This window comes from Neoakkermansia glycaniphila (assembly GCF_001683795.1).
Lineage (GTDB): Bacteria > Verrucomicrobiota > Verrucomicrobiia > Verrucomicrobiales > Akkermansiaceae > Akkermansia > Akkermansia glycaniphila.
Genome location: NZ_LIGX01000037.1, coordinates 1 through 18839, shown reverse-complemented (window position 1 = coordinate 18839; position 18839 = coordinate 1). Strand labels below are relative to the sequence as shown.

Here is an 18839-nt window from a genome sequence, read left to right as displayed (position 1 = left end):
ATCGAACCAAGATGAAACGCAATCTCCTGACTGCCGGGTTCTCCACCCTGCTCGCCGTCCTGCCCATCGCCTGCACACAGCTCTTCCAGCCCTGCGGTTCAGGACACATTCCCGATACGCAAGCCTTGCAGAAAAACCTGAAAGGGCATATCTACACGCTGGCGGACACCATCGGCGAACGCAACCTGTACCACGAAGAAGCCAACCGACAGGCCATCGACTACATATGCAACGAATTCCGCAGCATGGGGTATGAACCGGAGCAGCAGGCCTTCACCGTCGGCAAGGAGGACAGGTTCGGCCCGGCCTCCGGGAAAACGGCCGTCAACATCGAAGTCCGCAGGCCCGGCACCGATCCGAAGGCTCCGTGGCTCATCATCGGCGCGCACTACGACACCCGTGCCGGCATGAAAAACTGGCACGACACGAACGGCCTCATTCCCGGCAAAACGGGCACCCCCGGAGCCAACGACAACGGCTCGGGCATTGCCGCCGTGCTGGAGTTGGCCCGCATCTTCCGCCACCTGCCCACGCGGAGCGGCATCGTCTTCGTCTGCTACGCCAACGAAGAACCGCCCTTCTTCCAGACGGAAGCCATGGGTTCCCTCGTCCATGCCGGCCGAATCGTCAAGGAACTGGGCAAAAACAACATCATGGGCATGTACACGCCGGAAACACTCGGATGCTACTCTCCTCGCGTCAACAAAAAACGGAAAACGGCCATGGTCGCCGGCATGGCCGGACTGCCCGACCGCTGTGACTATGTCGCCTTCATGTCCACCAACACCGGGCGGGACTTCTCGCGCCGATGCGCGTCCCTCTTCACGGAACAATGCCGTTTCCCGGTGCGCTCCGCTGCTTTCCCATACTATACGAAAGGCGTTGCATGGTCGGACGACTGGTCATACATGAAATACGGCATCCCCTCCTTCGCTGTCACGGACACAGCCTACCTGCGCAGCGACGATTACCATGAAACGAGCGATACCCCTGAAAAAATCGACTACCGGGAGTATGCCGAAGTCGTGCAGGGCCTCGCCAAAATGACTCGGAAACTTCTCGAAGCTGTACCGACTACCAAAGACTGAACGGAAAGTTCCGAACCTGGACACTATTCGGAGGAAAAGGCCCGAAAAGAACGACGGACACCAGCATCGACGCATCTCCCGATTGTCCAACAAGTCAGCCATCGGGAGATTTTGGCTGCAATGGTCAAAAAATTCTCACTGTCATAACATATATTGTAAACAAAAATGATAAAACGATATTTTGACACCGTATTAGGTAAAAGCGATTTTGCTCATTATGAAATCAGTATTTCTCTATAGCCTTGCAACCGGTATTGCCGTTCTGCCTCTCGGCAGCCTCACTTCCTGCCACGATTCTTCCAACCAGGCCGGAAAAACCAAACAGGCCGTTTCCGATCCCGCCGTCAAATCCGCCGAGGATCTCGTCGCCCGCATCACCCCGTCCGCCAAGGGGCTCGTCCAATTCAAGCTGAACGCAGCACAGAAGGATACGACCGTTGCCGGAACCGGAAAAGGCATCATCATCACCGCGCCTTCCATCCGCGAATGCATCCGGGGCTATGGCCGCTATCTTCGCGACATCGCCGGAGTCCACCTCTCGTGGAACGGCGACCGCATCAAGCTTCCCGAAACGCTGCCCCAACCCAAAGGCACCGTCCACTTCGACAAGGAATGGCCCGTATGCCATGCCTACAATTACTGTACTCTCTCCTACACCTACCCATTCAACAGCTGGCAGCAGTGGGAACGCGAGCTCGACTTCCTTGCTCTGAACGGCTTCTCGCAGGTACTCGTCACCGCCGGGCTGGAAAAAACATGGCAACAGTTCCTGACAGGCCTCGGCTATCCGCAAGACAAGGCCCTTGCCTTCATCCCGAACCCGGCTTTCGCCGCATGGTGGAACATGGGCAATCTCGAAGGCCACGGCGGCCCGATCTCGCAAGGCGTCATCGACCGTGAAGCCGAACTGGGACGCAACATCGTCTCCCGCCTGAAGGAAATGGGCATGACCCCCGTACTGCAAGGCTACGTAGGCTTCCTCCCCGACGATTTCGGCAAAACGGTAGCCGACAAGGAAATGAACATCGTGCCTCAGGGCGGATGGTGCAGCTTCAACCGTCCGGCCGTTCTCGATCCTACCTGCGCCGCCTTCCCGCGCATTGCCGAAGCCTGGTACAAGGCGCTGCACAAAACCTACGGAACCACGACGACAGCCTACGGCGGCGACCTGTTCCACGAAGGCGGACGCAGCGGCAACATCAACGTAACCAATGCGGCCAAAGCCGTACAGGCAGCCATGACGAAAGCCTCCCCGGATTCGACATGGGTCATCCAGGCATGGGGCGGCAACCCGTCCGGCGCACTGCTCGACGGCACGGACCCCGGCAAAACGCAGGTTCTCGCCCTTACGCTCAACATGACTCCGGCCGACAAGGCGACGCGCAACTTCAAAGGCCGACCCTACGTGTGGTGCGAACTCGCCAACTTCGGCGGAAACACGGGCCTCTACGGTGGCCTTCCCCTGCTCTCCGGCATGGATAAATCCCTGAACGACGCGAAAAAAACGGGACTCATCGGCATGGGCATCCTCTCGGAAGGCGTAGCGACCAACCCGCTCCACTACGACATGTTCTTCGAGCGCATCGGCCGCACCGACCATATTGACATTCCCGCCTTCCTGAAAGGCTACGCCGAACGCCGCTACGGCAGCGCACCGCAGGAAATTCTGGAAGGCCTCCAGCTGCTGGCAGACTCCATCTACGCGCCCAACCGTGCACAGGAAGGCTGCACGGAATCGATCATCTGCGGCCGCCCCTTCTGGGGAATCCGCAAGGCCTCCACCTGGTCCTCCGCCGGACGCTCCTACGACTTCCGCAAAGTGCTTGCCGCCGCCCGCGCCTACATGAAAGCCGTCGAACTGCATCCCGAGCTGATGAAGGAACCTACCTTCCGCTACGACTTCGTAGACCTCATGCGCCAGATCCTGACGGATTCCGCCTATGAACAGCTCCAGATCGTCAGGGAAGCGTTCGACAGCAAGGATGTGGAAGCCTATAAGAAGGAATCCGCGAAATTCCTCCAATTGATGGAAGATGCGGACGACATTCTCGCCACCGAACCCCAGTTCCTGCTCGGTCGCTGGATTCAGGATGCCCGGAACAAAGGAAAAACACCGGAAGAAAAAGACAACATGGAGCGCGCCGCGAAAATGCTCATCTCGACATGGAGCAATAGCATCAGCGGCCTGAACGACTACTCGAACAGGCAATGGGCCGGATTCATCCGCGACTTCTACCTCCCGCGCTGGCAGCTCTTCTTCGACAGCCAGCTCCGCATCCTGCAAGGTACCGACGCCGGAAAGGCAAACAAGGATTACCAGGATGCCGTACACAAGCACGAGCTGGGCTTCTCCGGTGAGCGCAAAGCCTACCCCGTCACCCCGAAGGGCGACGCGGCAGCGCTTGCGGCCAAGGCATTCGTCCACCACGATGCACTGTTCAAGAGCATCGAAATGTCCAGCGGCAATGTGGAAGGTTTGCCGTGGAATCTGGAATCGGGTTCTCCGCTCAGCTTCAACGTCACCGAATACATCAAGAAACCCGGCACCTACACCGCCCGTTTCACATGGAACAAGGGACAAAGCGCGCTGAAAATCCACTCCGTAGCCCTCTATGAAGGCGACAAGCTCGTCGCTGAAGACAAGCACGAAGGCTGGACGGGACAGGACAACCGGGACAACGTTTACACGCTGAAACTGCCGTCCTACCGCACCAATCTCGACGCCTACACCCTGAAAGCCGAAGTCAGCGGCGCATCGGGTACGCAATCGCAGGGCACCATGAGCATCCGGTTCACCGGTAAATAAGATACCGCACCGCACGGATTTCAAGAGCGTTTCCTCCCTGGGGAAACGCTCTTTTCATGGAGGCAATCCGGCCATTCGCCCTGTGTCGGAAAACCAAGGCATGATACTGCTTCCCACCCGTCCGGTACGGCTATCAAAAAGGCGCAGGATAACCCTGCACCTTGAAAAACCGTCTTCAGAAAATCCGCTATTCGGCACTCTGCACCGCGGATTCCTCCTCGCCGAAAATGCGCTTGTCCGGCATCGAGCCCCAGATGCCAATGCCCACGAGCGCAAGCGCGATAATCGCGCCCGTGAGGCGCGTCGCCTTCGGACGATAGATGGGGCACCAGCGGCCATACACCCAAAGTCCCGCGGCAAACACGACGAAGAAGATATAGACCACCTGCAAATCGAAACTGTCGATGAAGAAAGCATTGTACGTGCCGATGAAATAAGCGGCAGCCCCCAGCAGGAGGAAGGACATGCCCTGCTTGAGGGATTCCATCCATGCACCGGGCTTGGGCAGGGATTTCACCAGCGCCGGGAACGCACCCATCAGCAGATACGGCAGGGCGAGGCCCAGTCCCATGCACGTCATCGACAGGAACATCATGCCGGCATCAAACGCCATCACGCTGGCCATCACGGGCCCGAGGAACGGAGCGCTGCACGGGGTAGCCACCACCGTAGCCAACAAACCGGAAAAGAACGAGCCGATGTAGCCCTTTCTGCTTTGCAGGGAACTGCCTGCACCCGTCGCTCCGACACCGATTTCAAACAGGCCGAACATGCTCAAGCCCATCGTCAGGAAAATCAGAATGATCCCGTAAATGACCCACGGATTCTGCAGCCATGCGCCCCACGACTGCGCTTCTCCTCCGGCCTGCGCACGCAGGTAGAAAATTACCAGCGTCAGCAACCAGAAAGAAAGCAATACCCCGAAGGAAAACGACATCGAATGGGCAAACACCTTCTTGCGGTCGCCTCCGCCCATCTCGACGAAACCGAGAATCTTCAACCCGATCACAGGGAAAACGCAAGGCATCAGATTCAGAATCAGGCCGCCGAGAAACAGGGAACCGAGAATCACCCAGATGCTGGATACCTTTTCAGGTTCCTCAACCATCGCGGAAACATCGCCTTCGCCGAACAGGTGGGCCTTGAGGAATGAAGCCAGATAATCGGGCGTCAGGATTTCACGCGTAATGGCGGGCTCCTTGCCGGGCATGTACAGCACATTCACCGGAATGGAACTGCGGTTCAGGGAACGCATCTCGGCATCGATGGCCGGATTGGGCTTCGTCTTATCCGCGCGCAGCATCAGCACATTGCCTTTACGCATCAGATCCTTGACTTCGGATGAATACGCAACCTTCTTATTGGCAATGCACGTAGCGCACCATTGAGCCGTAAAATCCACATACACGGGCCTGCCTTCGGCAAGGGCCTTGTCCATCACATCCTTACTCCAGGGCTCCCACTTGTAGCGCCATGCGGCGGTTTCGGCGGCCGTAGCCTTCACCGCCGTTTCCTTAGGCTGTTTGGCAGGCATGGCGGCAGCAGAAGCGGAGGCTCCTTGCTGAGCAGGCAGTTCGAGATCCACTCCCATGCCATCCGCCACGAGCAATCCCTTCAAGGACGTCAACGGCTTCAGCACAGGTTCATCGGAATCCTCTTCCCCAGCTTCATCGCCGGATGCCAGAGGGTACAGCATATCGGAACCGTCGTTCATCGTCATCGACAGCTCATACATGCCGGGTTCCTTCTCCGTCAGCTTCTGGGGAGCGGTCGGCAGCACGGAATTGTCCCATGAGAAGAACTGCACCTTGGCGGGATCAAGCTTCACGCCCGCAGGCGTGTACCATGTCAACGTCACCGTTTTGGCAGCCAGATCCTGCGCCCAAAACGGCTTGCGGGATTCATCAAGCCACGCGGGCTTCTCCAGTCCGGTCACGGCATCCTCGTATTTGCCCCATACGGGAGCCGCCGCCCCGTCGCCCTTCGACAGGGAAACCGCCACTTCCTTCTGTTCCGGATTGGCGCACTGCCCTTCGCGGCAGACCTGCCAGCTCACTTCGACCTTGAAATCCGCCTGTGCAGGCGCATTCGCCTGAGGCACGACCTTCCACACCATCGTCACCTTGCCTTCATACGCATAGGCCACACCCAGATCGGAAACCTCACGCATCGGCAGCGACCAGTAAGGCCCCGAAACCGTAAAACCGGGCACTTCCTGCAACTTCGCCTCCATCGGGATGCCCACCGTGCCGGGATTCCGGTAATAGGCATGCCACGGGTGGGGAAGATCGGCCTGCACGGCCACATAGAACGGCTTGCCTTCCGCATAGGACGCGACGGAGGCACCCTGCATCCTGACAGCCACCTGGGGAGCCCCCGCATCGGCTGCCCCCGGCATGACCGAAGCATCCCATGCCCTGGCCTGCGCCAGAGCGGAACCGGACAAACAGCATCCCGCCATCAAGGGAATGAAAAAACGATGAAACGAATTCATGGAGCAAATATAAGCAAATCACACAGCCAAAACAAGCCATAAACGGCATGGTGACTCACTCCGGCCCGAAACGGGAACCTACCGCCGGAAGAATATACAAAAAAAGCGCATCCCGTAAGGAATGCGCCCATTTTGAAAAGTGTCGCGGTTATTTGGCAACCGGTTCCATGACAAACCATTTCGGCAGGACCTTTTTCCGGATAGCTTCCGTGATCAGTTTGGCCTTGAGGGCGACTTCCCTGCGCGCCTGTTCGGAAAAGTAGGACTCCAATTGTTCGGGAGACATCTGCAGGAGCTTGATCGTCGCTTCATACGCCAGCATGCGCACATCCACATCCTTGGCATCCTTTCCGGCGGCAGCTACCGCACCATTCAACGCCTTGGAAACGATATCGAGCGATACCGTACCGTCCGAGCTGTTGCGCTCCACTTTGCTGCGAGCCTTATCCAGAGCCTTATAGACATCGTCCACATTCACCTTGCTGACGTGCGTTTTGGTGGAATCGAAATCCGCCTTGTACGCCGCCATACCCGCACGGGCGAGCTGAAGGGCCGTTTTGCCGTCCCTGTTCTTGAGATTCCTGTCCGCGCCGCGATACAGCAGCATCACCACAGCCCGATCGTTGCCGCGCATGGCAGCCAGCATCAGCGGCGTATAGCCGTTGCCTTCCTTATTGTCGATCTTGGCCTTGCTGTCGAGCAGGCGTTCCACGACGCGGTCGAGCCCGCTCCAAGAAGCCCAATGCAGAGCTGTCCACCCGTCTTCATCCTGCTGGTCGACCTTCACTCCCTTTTGGGCGAGAATGCGCTTCACATAATGCAGGCGATACATCTTTTTGGATTTTTCCTTCTTGGAAGCGGCTTTGGCAGCAGCTTCATCTTCCTCCTCCTCGTTATCGAGGGATTCCTGCAAGCGTTCCGTCGTTTCGATATTGTTGTTGTTCGCGTAGGCAGCCCACATAAGCGGGGTGCGCTTCTTGAAATCAACGAGGTTGATGAAATTGCCATCCTTGTCAAGCCCGGCTTTCAACGCCTCCTCAAAGGCGATGGAATCGTCCTTCTTGATGGCGGATACGAGGTCGGCAGCCGGATTGTCCTCTACCTTGAAAAACTTGGTCACAACGAGGCTGACGGCAGCCAGTATCAGGCTCAAGCCGATGAGTATGAGGCTGTCCTTGAAGATATTTTTGCCTTGTTCAGTCATAATGTTCGGTTTGTTGGATGGTTCAGGACTTTGCTTCTTCGGAGACGACGGCCGCAGAAACGACTTCATCTTCGCTCAACGCCTTTTTGGCTTCGGCTTCCTTCAGGGCATCCTCTTCAGGATGCTCGGAGGTGATGGAATTCTTCATCTTGATGATGGCGAGCGGGCTGACCACGGCCAGAATCAGGTAGATCATCCACATCAATTCGGGGGAATCCCAGAAGCCGATATGGTTCGTATCAATCTTCGCAGCAATGCCGTCGTAGCAGAAATAGCTGACGAGAAGACCGCCGATAATGCCGTTGATCGGCTTGGCGATGAACATCGGCAAGGCGGAAATGGACATGTACGAAGCGACCTTGTCCTTGGGAGCCACGCGGGCGACGTATTCCGAGAAACGGGGGGAGAACAGCAGCTCCCCGAAGGCGAAGACGAGAATCTGCGTCACGATGGCTACCAGATAGGCCTGCGAACGCGTTTCGATACCCGGTACATAGTAATACCAGTCGATAGGCACGGCCATGAATACGAGGGAGAATGCCGAGATGGACATGCCGACGATCATCAATTTCACCGTCGAGAAGCGGTTGAGCACGGGAATCAAGGCAATGAGGCCGACGACGATGATCGTCGGATTCAGCGCATTGACGAGGCCGATGGAGAAATCTTCATACAGCGTGCGGACGTAATACTGGGGCATCACGATGAATTGCAGCGTGAAGACGATGCGCACGCCCAGAGTCAGCACGAGAAACAGGATGAGCTTGCGGAAGGCGCTTTCCTTCCAGACTTCCTTGAAAAGCTGGAGGGGCCTGCGCTGCGTGTTCGTCTGCATGCGCTCCGAAGGCTCGGCATAATTGTTTTCATTGATGAGGCGCGTGGCGAGGAAGGCGCAGCAGCACATCGCCGTGCCGAAGTTCACCACCCAGAAACCACCGTCCACCGAGCCGTATGCATCACGGAAGCCCTGCACGACGAAGGCGCTGGCGACAACGGCCGAAATATTCATCAACAGGTAGTACACATTGAATCCCGTCGCACGGGCCGTGAACGTGGTGAATCGCCGAATCGACGTCTGAATGACGGGCGACATGAACGCCGTACCGAACGACATGATGAAGATGCCAGCCATCACTCCGATGCGGGCGCAGTCGGCATCCAGTCCGATGGACGCTCCCAGAGAAGACGAGCAGATATCGGGGGAGAGCCCCATTACCAGACGCCCGAACAGCAACAGGCAGAACCCGATTGCATACGACCGCTTCAGGCCGATGATGTCGCAGATGGAGCCTACTGCGAAAACGAATGCGGAAATGAACAGTGTGTAGAAGCCTACCCAGAGCGAAGCGTTCGCATCGTCGAAACCGCAGTAGTCCGACAGGTAGAGCACGAAAATGGCGATCAGGGAGAAATAGGCGATGCCATCGAAAAACTGAATGAGGTTCGTTAGCCAGAAATCCTTCGAGACGGTTTTAAGAATCTTGAATTCGGAAAAATACTGGACAATAGGATTCTGTTTGTTACTCATGTACGTAAATGGGAGATGGCAGCAAGAAAAATGCGCCGTATTTTCTATTAAAAACGGCGCACTTTCAAGCCATAAATTCCAAGATGGGGAATTTGGGAACGCGAGGTTACTTCAAAACGGCTCCGGAGCTTGCATTCCCGGCAAGCCTCTGGTAACGGCGCAACCACGAAGAATCGATTTCCTTGTGAACGGGTTTCCAGTTTTTACGGCGCTCGGCGATCTCTTCTTCGCTCAAATGGGCTTCGAGCCTGCGCTCGGGAATGGAATATTCGATGATATCCCCATTGCGCAGCAGGCCGATCAGGCCGCCTTCCGCCGCTTCCGGCGAAATATGGCCGATGCACGCGCCGTGCGTGGCGCCGGAAAAGCGGCCGTCCGTAATCAGGGCCACCTTCGCGCCGAGTCCCTGCCCCATGATGTACGAGGTGGGAGCCAGCATTTCCTGCATGCCCGGGCCGCCTTTCGGCCCCTCGTTGCGGATGACGACCACATCCCCCGCCTTCACCTTGCCCGCAAGGATGCCTTCGCAGGCTTCTTCCTGGGATTCGAAAATAACGGCAGGCCCCTTGTGCGCCATCATATCGGGATGCACGCCCGCCTTCTTGACGATGGAACCTTCGGCAGCGAGGTTGCCGAAGAGGACGGCAAGGCCGCCATCCGGCGAATACGCCTGGTCGAGGGGATGGATCACCGTGGGGTCCAGAATTTCGCAACCGTCCGTCAGTTCGGCCAGCGTCTTGCCGCTCACCGTCCGGCATTCCATATGCAAAGCGCCGGGTACCTTGGAAATTTCATGAATGATCGCACTGATGCCGCCGGCCCTCTGTACATCTTCCATATGGAAGCGGGATGAAGGGGCCACCTTGCAGATATTCGGCGTACGCCGGGAAATCTCGTTGATGCGGTTCATGTCGTAAGGCACGCCCGCTTCATGGGCGATGGCCAGCGTATGCAGCACGGTGTTCGAGCTGCCGCCCATCGCCATATCGATGGCAAAGGCATTGTCGATGGCATCCTGCGTCACGAGATCGCGGGGGCGCGGGCCTTCGGCCTTCGCCATTTCCACGGCGCGGCGGGCCGTCTCCTTCCAGAACTCCTTGCGCTCCTCGGAGGTAGCCAGCAGGGAACCGTTGCCCGGCAGGGAAAGTCCGATCACCTCCGTCAGGCAGTTCATCGAATTCGCCGTAAACATGCCCGAGCAGGAACCTGCTCCGGGACATGCCGCACACTCGATTTCGCGAAGCTCTCCGCCGGAAATCTTTCCGGCCTTGTAACGGGCCACGGCTTCAAATACGCTGTTCAAGTCAAGCACCGTACCGTCGGCCAGACGCCCGGCCGCCATCGGGCCGCCGCTGGAGAAAATAGTCGGCACATTGCAGCGCAAGGCACCCATGATCATGCCGGGAACGATTTTGTCGCAGTTCGGGATGCAGATCATCGCATCGAACGCGTGGGCGCTGAGCATCGTTTCCACGCTGTCTGCAATCAGTTCGCGGCTCGGCAGGGAGAACTTCATCCCCTTGTGAGCCATCGCGATGCCGTCGCAAACGCCCGGAAGATTGAACTCGACCGGCGTGCCGCCGGCCTTGCGTACTTCTTCCTTGATGAGCTTGGCGACTTCATGCAGATGCACATGCCCCGGAATCACCTCGTTGAAAGAATTGCAAATCGCGATGAACGGACGCTCGATATCTTCATCCGTCATCCCTGTCGCACGCATCAGGCTACGATGCGGCGCGCGTTCAAAGCCAGCCTTGGTTCTGTCGCTTAACATAGCGGAGCGAGTGTAGCATACGCGGCACCCGCTGTGAAGCACAATCGCGGAAGGAACAGGAATATCCGGCCCCCTTCCGGCAGGTCGGGCGCCGTATAAAAAAGAACACCACCCCGGAAGGATGGTGTTCCCGCTCAGAATAAAACGCACATTTTCAGGCGCACCTGCGGCGGCGCAAGGCGAGACTCGCCAAACCGAGCAGGCACAGCGTCGCCGAGGCGGGTTCGGGCACGAGCACATACACCGTGCCGCCATTCGTACGCCAGTCGGCATCACCGATACCTTCGATCGTGCCCGAGGCAATGGCCCAGCTGCTGTCGCTGTTGATCAGATTCACATCGAAGTTCTGATCGAAAGTCGTCGTATTATCGAACAACCGAACGACGAGATACTGGTAGGAATCATCCGGCGTGTAGATGTAGTACTTCAAATCGAGATTCAGCGAACCCGTCATGAGTACATTGCCGAAAGCGGCATTCATATCCACCGTTCGCACATTGCCGTTGACCAGGTCTGTAATCTGGGCACCGGCCAGCACGAATGCCGTATTGGAGCAGGAAACGGTTTCGGTACCGTTTGTGCCGGAGAACGAGGTTGTCCGACCGTTCACGGTCACATCGGCCAGAGTCAAAGTCGCGGCCTGCTGAATCGTCACCACGGTATTCGACAACGATAGGTTTCTGAGACCGTATGCGGATGTCACGGTCAACCCCATATTCGAGGAAGAACCGCGCACGGACGAACTCGTTCCGGTCAGGCCCGTTGCCGAAACGGCAATCCCCGTCAGGGAAGCGTTTCCACTGCCGGCTAAGGCCGTTATGGATGCCTTCGTACCAGAATTGAGTGTCGCGCCCTCCTTCACGGTCACATTGCGGCGTCCCATATCGCCGGAAACGGTCAGCGTACCTTCGTTCACCGCCATATTGCCGGACCAGTCGCTCGTACTGCTCGAATAATTGAAATTCACCATCCCGGAACCGACCTTCGTCACATTGCCGCTGCCGTTCAACAGAGCACGCGCGCCGGTATCCGGGGCCAGATTGATCGTCCCGGCTCCGCCGATATTCAGATTGCCGTTCAAAATGAAAGCATTGCTGTTGGGACTCCCGGAAAGCGTCAGAGCAGAACCGGCGACCCCAGGATTATACAGGAAACTACCACCCTTGGAGGAAACCGTCGTACCCTGCCCCGCACTGTGTGAAGTCCCTACCACCTCGATCGTCCCTCCGTCCAGCAGGCGGTTGGCGGCATAGTCGGCAATATTGGAAAGGGAACCGGCGTATCCGTACGTGGCAAGGCGAAGCGTACCCTGCACGGTCACCATATTGGTCGAATTCGTGTAACCCGACGTCCTCAACGTACCGGACGTAATATCAAGCGTCGCCCCGTTGGCCACGACGATTTTCGCATTGGCGTCGGAAATCGTACTCGTACCCGTAATAAACACCGTACCGTTACCGGCAATGGTCGTCCCGCACTGAATCGGCGTACCCGCTCCGCTGTAATTGAACGTACTGGCACCCGATATCCTCAATTCGGCGTTATTTGCCACTGTAATCGTTCCGACAAAGGAATTCGTACCGCTCATGGTCAACTTGCCGCCGTTCACATTCAAAGCCGAGGCAGCATCGTAAACCTGCATCGTCAGGTTGCGTGACCACACCGTTGGAGTGCTTGTACCGAGATTGTTCACATTCAGCCTGGCGCCATTGGTCAAGGAGATATTGCCTCCAGTCATCGTACCTCCGTTCAGATTGAGCGCATTGTACTGGGCTATCGTGAACGCACCCGTATATCCCGAAGCATCGCCGTTGAGGGTCACGGAATTGGCTCCGGACATACCCGCAATATTGCCGGAACCGGTCAAGGAACCGTCGATCACGATCGCGTTGCCGTCCCTCCACCCCGTATCGTGCCCCCATGTCTGATTGCCGTTCACCACGACATTGGCGCCGATCCTGACTGTGGAAACGCCTCCGGTCGTGCGGATACCGCTCGCACCGATCGTCAGCGTCTTCTTACTGTCGGCACCTTCCCCCGTTTTATCGTAGCCGATCACCAGAGTCTTGGCGCCGGACAGGGAAATACCGCCCCATGAGGCATCCGCACCCAGATTCAAGGGTGCATCGACCGTACCGTACGCGGAATTATTGTCCCACACAGCCACATCCGAAGATGTCGGCACTACGCCACCGCTCCATGCCCCTGTCTGATTCAGCGATAATGTACCGTCATTATTTTTGCCGACATTGGCTGCCATCGCAGCTGTCATGGACATACCCAGCGACAATACGAATGTGATAAACAAAGTCCTTTTCATAGCGAGAATGATAATTTACCGTATCAATATAACAAACTGCTCTTTTAGTGTCAATATGATTACTATATGTTAGAGTAATAGAAAAATATCGCACTTTACGCCAATGAAATATCAACATAAAATATTTTATACAACACATGATGATCACACAAAACGGCAAGATGCCGTTGCAGCAGCAAGACACCGGTCCATCCTCATCGCAGGCATCTTGCGACGATCGTAAACAACTATAGTGAACCGACCTGAATCGTATGCGCTGTACACTTGCCCGTCGAAGGGTGAACCAGACGAATCACATGCACTCCCGGTTGCAATTCCGCCACGGGCTGGCCGTCCCTCATCTCGATCTTCAACGTATCGCATGCCCACCGGGCATCATCCAGATTCGACTTCAACATTACATGCCTGCCCTGATTCGGCATATCGGGATCAAGCATGTAGCGCGCATTCTGAGGCGGCACGAGAATGCGTGGACTCTCCGCCAACGCATCCGCCCCAGCCAGCACGAACCTTCCGGCACCCAAAGCCCCCGGAAGATCCAGCCACCCCGCATACCGGTGATCAAGCCTCACCCGCCCGTCATCTGCATAATCGCAGGCCTCCGCCGCTCCCGGCTTGCGTGAACGTACGCACCACTCCCGGCGCACATACTCGGCAGGCACCCCGGCAGCCGGTTGCCGCCCCGTACGGCCGTCCACATCCACCTGCACCAGAGAACCCGGAGGTTCGGGAAAACCGGGCAAAGGAAACAACGCATCCTTTCCTTCATACACGGCTCGCATCACACGATGAAAAATAGGCCCGGCACCATCCACGCCGCCAAGATTCAACATCGCACGCCCGTCGTAATTCCCCACCCAGACCGCCACCGTCACCTCCTTCGTCACGCCGACGCACCAGTTATCCCGGTAATTGGACGATGTACCCGTCTTCACCGCGCAGCGGAACGGCAGGCGCAGCGGAGAACGCAGGCCGAATGTCGCCGCCCGCGCCCGCACATCCGCCAGCACATCCAGCAGAATGAAACACGTCTCCCGCGAAAGCACGGGTTCACCCGGTTGCGGCACCGACTCATGCAGGCGGGGAAAATCGCCCGGCCGCATCGGCGGCACGGGAAGCGGAGAACCCAGCCGCGCCAGCACCGCATAGGCTCTGGCCAGTTCATACAGAGTCACATTGCCCGTTCCGATCGCCAGCCCCAGACCGTACTCGTCCGCTTTCCGATCCAATGTCGAAAAACCGAGCCTGCGCAGCAACTCCAGCAAATCCTCCACACCTCCGAACGCACGCCCTCCCCCCAGCTCGTTCAGCACGCGCATCACCGGAATATTCAGAGAACTGCCCAGCGCATCGCGCATCGGTACCGGGCCCCGGAACCTCCCGTCGTAATTCCCCGGAGCGTCGATCCCGTCCGGCTGCCGGAAAAACGTCGGTACATCGGGAATCACCTCACAGGCCAAATGGCCTCTCTCCAAAGCGAGCGCATACACAAAAGGCTTCAACACCGACCCGGACGACCTCGCCACGCTGAACACTCCATCCAGCAAACCGCCAGCATCCGGCCCGCGATCCACGGAACCCAGCCAGGCAAGAGGCTCCCCTGTCGCATTATCCAGCACCACCACAGCCGCCTGCGACACACGGTGCCCGGCCAGCTTCCCCACCTCCTCCCGGGCAATACGCTCCACCTGCCTCTGCAGGCGCACATCGAGAGAACACCGCAAACTTCCTGCATCATGCCCTCGCTGCACACGCGAAACCACATGGGGAGCCACAACCTCCCCCCACGGCCTGCGCCGGTGTGCACTGCAGTCCACCGGCTCCTCCAGCGCACGGGCCACAGCCTCCCGGGAATACCCACGCTCGGATTCCAGACGCCTCAAAATCCAATCCCGCCGAGCCTTCGCCCGCTCCGGATACTTCAGGGGATTCAGCCGCGAAGGGGCATTCGGCAAAGCGGCAAGCAACGCGCACTGCGCCAGCGACAACTCCCGCAACCCCTTCCCGAAATAGAAAAACGAAGCCGCCTCCGGCCCGAAACACTGATTCCCATACCCCAGCCTCGCAAAATACTTCACCAGCACCTCCTCCCTGCTCCAGCACATCGCCATACGCCTCGCCTGCAGCAGCTCCCGCACCTTATTCCCCCAGGTCCTTCGTTCGGGAGACGAAGAACCTTCCATCAACTTAGCCAACTGCCCGTGAATCGTCGATGCACCGGATGCCCGCCCAGCCAGACCGACCCGGCTCGCCGCCGCACGCACCACAGCCAGTACATCCACCCCGCCATGCTCCTCGAAACGGCGATCCTCCGCCACCAGCACCGCATCGACCAACGCTTGCGGAAGCTCCTCGAACCTCACCACGCTCCGCACATCCCCGCCCCTGTCGGGCAAAAAAGCCAGAGGCCTGCCGTTCCTGTCAAACAACGTCAGCGGCGCGGAAGCCTCATCCTGCGGCAAAGGAACCAGCCACGGCAACGCGAACCAAACCAGCAGAAACAGAACAGCCACTGCAACAGCCGGCCACAGCGCCCGGCGCATGGCACGGCACAGCCTTCCCCGCCTGCCGCCGCATGGAACATCGGCCTTCACCGTCATCCCCTCCTTCGCTCCCACTTGCCATCTCCTACCGACAGCACCTCGACATACACCTTATCCAGCCCTCGCTCGCGGAAACCCAGCTTCTTCGCCGCCGCAGAACTGATATCCAGCAGCCTGCCCTTCACAAAAGGCCCCCGATCATTCACACGAAGCACGATACTCCTGCCTGTGCGGCAGGAAGTCACGCGAATCTTGCACGGCAAAGGAAGAGTCCTGTGCGCCGCATGCTCGTGATAACTCTTCACATCCTCTCCAAGCGCCGTCTTGCCGGAACACAACCCGAAAAACGACGTCTCATCATAATGGGAACAAATCCCGACCGCCTTGTAATGCAGGGCCTGATCCACCGTCATCGGCACAATACGCTGCCCCTTCACCGTATAGGGAGCCATCTTGTAGCCGGGATAATCCCGCTCCTTCGGATTCACCGACTGGAAACACGAAACCAGCGGCAGCATACAGGCGAACAACAGGCAGACTCTCACGCACATCCCTTGCATTATGGCGAAACCCGCCGCATGTGTCAACAGAAAGCCCCACCCCTGCCCAAGGAAAACTGCGCCTCATTCATGGATGCAAAAAGAGTCGTTCGGACCCTGTAAGCCAGATTCTGTCCATCCCCTTGCAGGGACTGTGTGATCATTTTTCTCACGGAGCGAACTCCGTGCCGCGCCTTCTCAGGGGCGCGGTGCGACTAATACCCGGGGATCCGACGAGCAGGCAACCCTTCCCCTGTTTGTCTTGCATCGCGTGGGGTTTACCCTGCCTCCCTCGTTGCCTTGGGAGCGGTGAGCTCTTACCTCCCCGTTTCGCCCTTGCCTGTACTCCGAAGAGCCATCGGCGGTTTATTTTCTGTGGCACTTTCCGTCCGGCGGGCCTTGGGAACCCGCCGTCTCCCGCTTTCACGGGACACGCTGCCTTGCGATGTCCGGACTTTCCTCTACGAACGCAAGGCCCGCAGCGATCACCCGGATCCGAACGACGCCCACAGAGTACCTCACCAGCGCCCCGCTGTCCAGAGCAAAACCGAACCATCACCGCCGGAATCGCCATTTACCCGTCTTTTCTCAAGGCAAAACAACAGCCATCCTTCATGCAATCATCCGGTCCGGACAGGCAAATCGGCCCGGCTCATCAACTTTCGGATAGACATCCCATCTAGGAAAGCCTAAAATAAGTCAACTTATATTCGTTCCATGAACCTGACACATACCACCTTCCTCCGAACCGCCTATATTGCCGGCGTAATCACGGCCACAGCTCTCCCCGGCCATGCAGCCCCCTCCAAACCCCCACTCACCGACTGGAACTACCTGCCCTCGCACGGCCAATCCCTCTCCGTCGGATGGACGGCAAACCCGGTCATCACCACCGATAAAAACAACGAAAACCAACTCATGTTCAAAAGCGGTGTCCGTGCCTACGAAAACGGCAACGACCGCAGCGCCGTCGTACCCTTGGCCGAAGGCACCAACGGCCCCCGTGGAGAAACCCCGGTCTCGGGCGCGGCCTGCCGACTGATACAACTCGGCAAAAAACAGAACCCCTCCCTGGCGAAAACCCAATTCATCTGCTCGGCAACGGGAGTCGGAGGAGCCAGCATCGACGCCGTGGACAAAGGCACGGACGCATACAACCGCATCATCGCCGACTTGAAAGCAGGCAAAGAACTGGCCGACAAAGAGAAAAAAACATACTCCATGCCCGCCTTCATCTGGACGCAGGGCGAAACCGACCACCAGAACAAAAAAAGCAAGGAATGGTACAAAGAGAAAATGCGCCAGCTCATCGCGGACATCGACGCGGACGCCAAAGCCATCACCGGACAGAAAAACGACGTCCTTTGCTTCGGCTATCAGGTCGGTTCCCACCTCAACTATTACCAGTTCAACCCTTCTGACCATCCGCTCATAGCCCTTGCCCAGCTGGAAATGGCCTTGGACAAAGACAGCCGCTACATCATGACCACGCCCATGTACCAATTCGAATACAGCGACGGCGTACACCTCACCGCACCCATGTCCCGGCTCTACGGCGAATATGTCGGCTACGTCATGAAACGGGTCATGATCGACGGCGTAGACTGGAAACCCGTCCATCCTCTCCAGCACAGAATCAAAAAAACAGGCAACGAATGGACCGTCGATATCCAATTCTATGCCCCGGTTCCTCCCATGGTATTGGACACCAAAGCCGTCGACGACCCCGGAAACTATGGATTCACCCTCGTCACGCCGGAAGGAGAAAAACTCCCGATCAAATCGGTCAAAATCATGGGCAAAGACGTCGTCAGACTCGTCACGACCGCAGACCCGAGCAAAAGCAGCCTGCGCTATGGAATGACATTCAACGAACACCGTAAATCAGGCCCCAAAACAGGCCCTCGCGGTTGCCTCCGCGACTCTCAGGGAAACAAACTCAAAGCAAAAATTGCCGACAAGGAATACCGCATGGACAACTGGTGCCCCTTCTTCGACTACTCCCTCGCGGCCACACCGGACAACGGCAAATAAACCTTCCGCCACCCCACCTTCAACACCATACGGGATGCCTGACCGCAGGCATCCCGTTTTTTATCGTGGCAACAATACGCACACGCCATCATCACCCCGCCAAACACACGCAAACCGTCTACCGGAACCTGCTCCTCCGGCAAACGGCAACCTCAAACCACCGCCATCCTGCGCCAAACGCCCCTCTCCTGCTCGTTGCAATCTTCAGAAAGGCACAATCCGCCGAAAACAATGCACGAACACCACAACCAAAAACAAGGCATTTCGGAACGGAACGGCAAACCAGGGAAAACGGCGAGGCATCACCGCCTCGCCCGATGCGGCAGCCTGAGCCAAACCTCGGGCAAGCTCCTCCAGAAAAGCGATGGACACGGGGAAATCCTTGATACCCTTCACCCACTCATCCGGAACCTCCCCCCTCATACCGGCCAGCGCACCGTAAATCGCCCCCGTCGTATCCGTATCCCCGCCGAGATACAGAACCTGTCTCTTATACACATCTCCGAGCC

Annotated in this window: 10 protein-coding genes, 1 other RNA gene and 1 pseudogene; 3 read left to right on the top strand and 9 right to left on the bottom strand. The window is 57.7% G+C overall.

The annotated features are described in order from the left end of the window. The first annotated feature begins 11 nt into the window (after positions 1-11). Together AC781_RS10250 and AC781_RS10245 are read left to right on the top strand one after the other, a co-directional pair. Positions 12-1088 carry a M28 family peptidase gene (locus AC781_RS10250; protein WP_067777474.1) on the top strand — a complete coding sequence of 359 codons (1077 nt, stop codon included), beginning with the start codon at positions 12-14 and terminating at the stop codon, positions 1086-1088. A gap of 217 nt (positions 1089-1305) precedes the next feature. Beyond that, positions 1306-3894: an alpha-N-acetylglucosaminidase gene (locus AC781_RS10245; protein ID WP_067777471.1), complete on the top strand. Its 2589-nt coding sequence runs from the start codon at positions 1306-1308 to the stop codon at positions 3892-3894. Between the two features lie 187 nt (positions 3895-4081). Here AC781_RS10245 and AC781_RS10240 read toward each other — a convergent pair whose 3' ends face one another. The 8 genes from AC781_RS10240 to rnpB all read right to left on the bottom strand — a co-directional run bounded on the left by AC781_RS10240 (position 4082) and on the right by rnpB (position 16797). Continuing rightward, on the bottom strand, positions 4082-6388 hold the full coding sequence (locus AC781_RS10240) for a cytochrome c biogenesis protein CcdA (RefSeq protein ID WP_067777469.1): 2307 nt from the start codon (positions 6386-6388) through the stop codon (positions 4082-4084). A gap of 148 nt (positions 6389-6536) precedes the next feature. Then, the gene (locus AC781_RS10235; RefSeq protein WP_067777467.1) at positions 6537-7592 is read right to left on the bottom strand and encodes an ankyrin repeat domain-containing protein; all 1056 of its coding nucleotides are present in this window, start codon (positions 7590-7592) and stop codon (positions 6537-6539) included. A 22-nt stretch (positions 7593-7614) separates the two neighbouring features. Beyond that, a complete protein-coding gene (locus tag AC781_RS10230; protein ID WP_067777464.1) occupies positions 7615-9120 on the bottom strand; it encodes an MFS transporter in 1506 nt (501 codons plus the stop codon). 106 nt (positions 9121-9226) lie between these two features. Next, positions 9227-10894 carry a dihydroxy-acid dehydratase gene (ilvD, locus tag AC781_RS10225; RefSeq protein WP_067777462.1) on the bottom strand — a complete coding sequence of 556 codons (1668 nt, stop codon included), beginning with the start codon at positions 10892-10894 and terminating at the stop codon, positions 9227-9229. 154 nt (positions 10895-11048) lie between these two features. Next, positions 11049-13172, bottom strand: a complete 2124-nt coding sequence (locus AC781_RS10220) for a beta strand repeat-containing protein (protein WP_067777460.1) — start codon at positions 13170-13172, stop codon at positions 11049-11051. Between the two features lie 269 nt (positions 13173-13441). After that, entirely contained in the window at positions 13442-15832 is a 2391-nt protein-coding gene (locus AC781_RS10215) for a transglycosylase domain-containing protein (RefSeq protein WP_141675877.1), read from the bottom strand. Further along, the gene (locus AC781_RS10210) at positions 15811-16308 is read right to left on the bottom strand and encodes a septal ring lytic transglycosylase RlpA family protein (RefSeq protein WP_197677904.1); all 498 of its coding nucleotides are present in this window, start codon (positions 16306-16308) and stop codon (positions 15811-15813) included. The genes AC781_RS10215 and AC781_RS10210 overlap by 22 nt, the downstream gene beginning before the upstream one ends. A 92-nt stretch (positions 16309-16400) precedes the next feature. Continuing rightward, positions 16401-16797, bottom strand: an RNA gene (rnpB, locus tag AC781_RS10205) — RNase P RNA component class A. Between the two features lie 216 nt (positions 16798-17013). Between rnpB and AC781_RS10200 the strand changes: the two genes are divergently transcribed. After that, positions 17014-18330 (top strand): sialate O-acetylesterase, encoded by a 1317-nt coding sequence (locus AC781_RS10200; RefSeq protein ID WP_067777455.1) that lies wholly within the window; start codon positions 17014-17016, stop codon positions 18328-18330. 204 nt (positions 18331-18534) lie between these two features. Here the strand turns inward: AC781_RS10200 and AC781_RS14115 are convergent. Then, positions 18535-18839: pseudogene (locus AC781_RS14115) on the bottom strand (ADP-ribosylglycohydrolase family protein); the annotation flags it as partial.

Excerpts from the sequence above, each read along its gene's own strand:
- AC781_RS10240 (WP_067777469.1), bottom strand. The coding sequence starts at position 6,388 with ATGAATTCGTTTCATCGTTTTTTCATTCCCTTGATGGCGGGATGCTGT.
- AC781_RS10200 (WP_067777455.1), top strand. The coding sequence starts at position 17,014 with ATGAACCTGACACATACCACCTTCCTCCGAACCGCCTATATTGCCGGC.
- AC781_RS10230 (WP_067777464.1), bottom strand. The coding sequence starts at position 9,120 with ATGAGTAACAAACAGAATCCTATTGTCCAGTATTTTTCCGAATTCAAG.
- AC781_RS10250 (WP_067777474.1), top strand. The coding sequence starts at position 12 with ATGAAACGCAATCTCCTGACTGCCGGGTTCTCCACCCTGCTCGCCGTC.
- AC781_RS10245 (WP_067777471.1), top strand. The coding sequence starts at position 1,306 with ATGAAATCAGTATTTCTCTATAGCCTTGCAACCGGTATTGCCGTTCTG.
- ilvD (WP_067777462.1), bottom strand. The coding sequence starts at position 10,894 with ATGTTAAGCGACAGAACCAAGGCTGGCTTTGAACGCGCGCCGCATCGT.
- AC781_RS10210 (WP_197677904.1), bottom strand. The coding sequence starts at position 16,308 with ATGTGCGTGAGAGTCTGCCTGTTGTTCGCCTGTATGCTGCCGCTGGTT.
- AC781_RS10235 (WP_067777467.1), bottom strand. The coding sequence starts at position 7,592 with ATGACTGAACAAGGCAAAAATATCTTCAAGGACAGCCTCATACTCATC.
- AC781_RS10220 (WP_067777460.1), bottom strand. The coding sequence starts at position 13,172 with ATGTCCATGACAGCTGCGATGGCAGCCAATGTCGGCAAAAATAATGAC.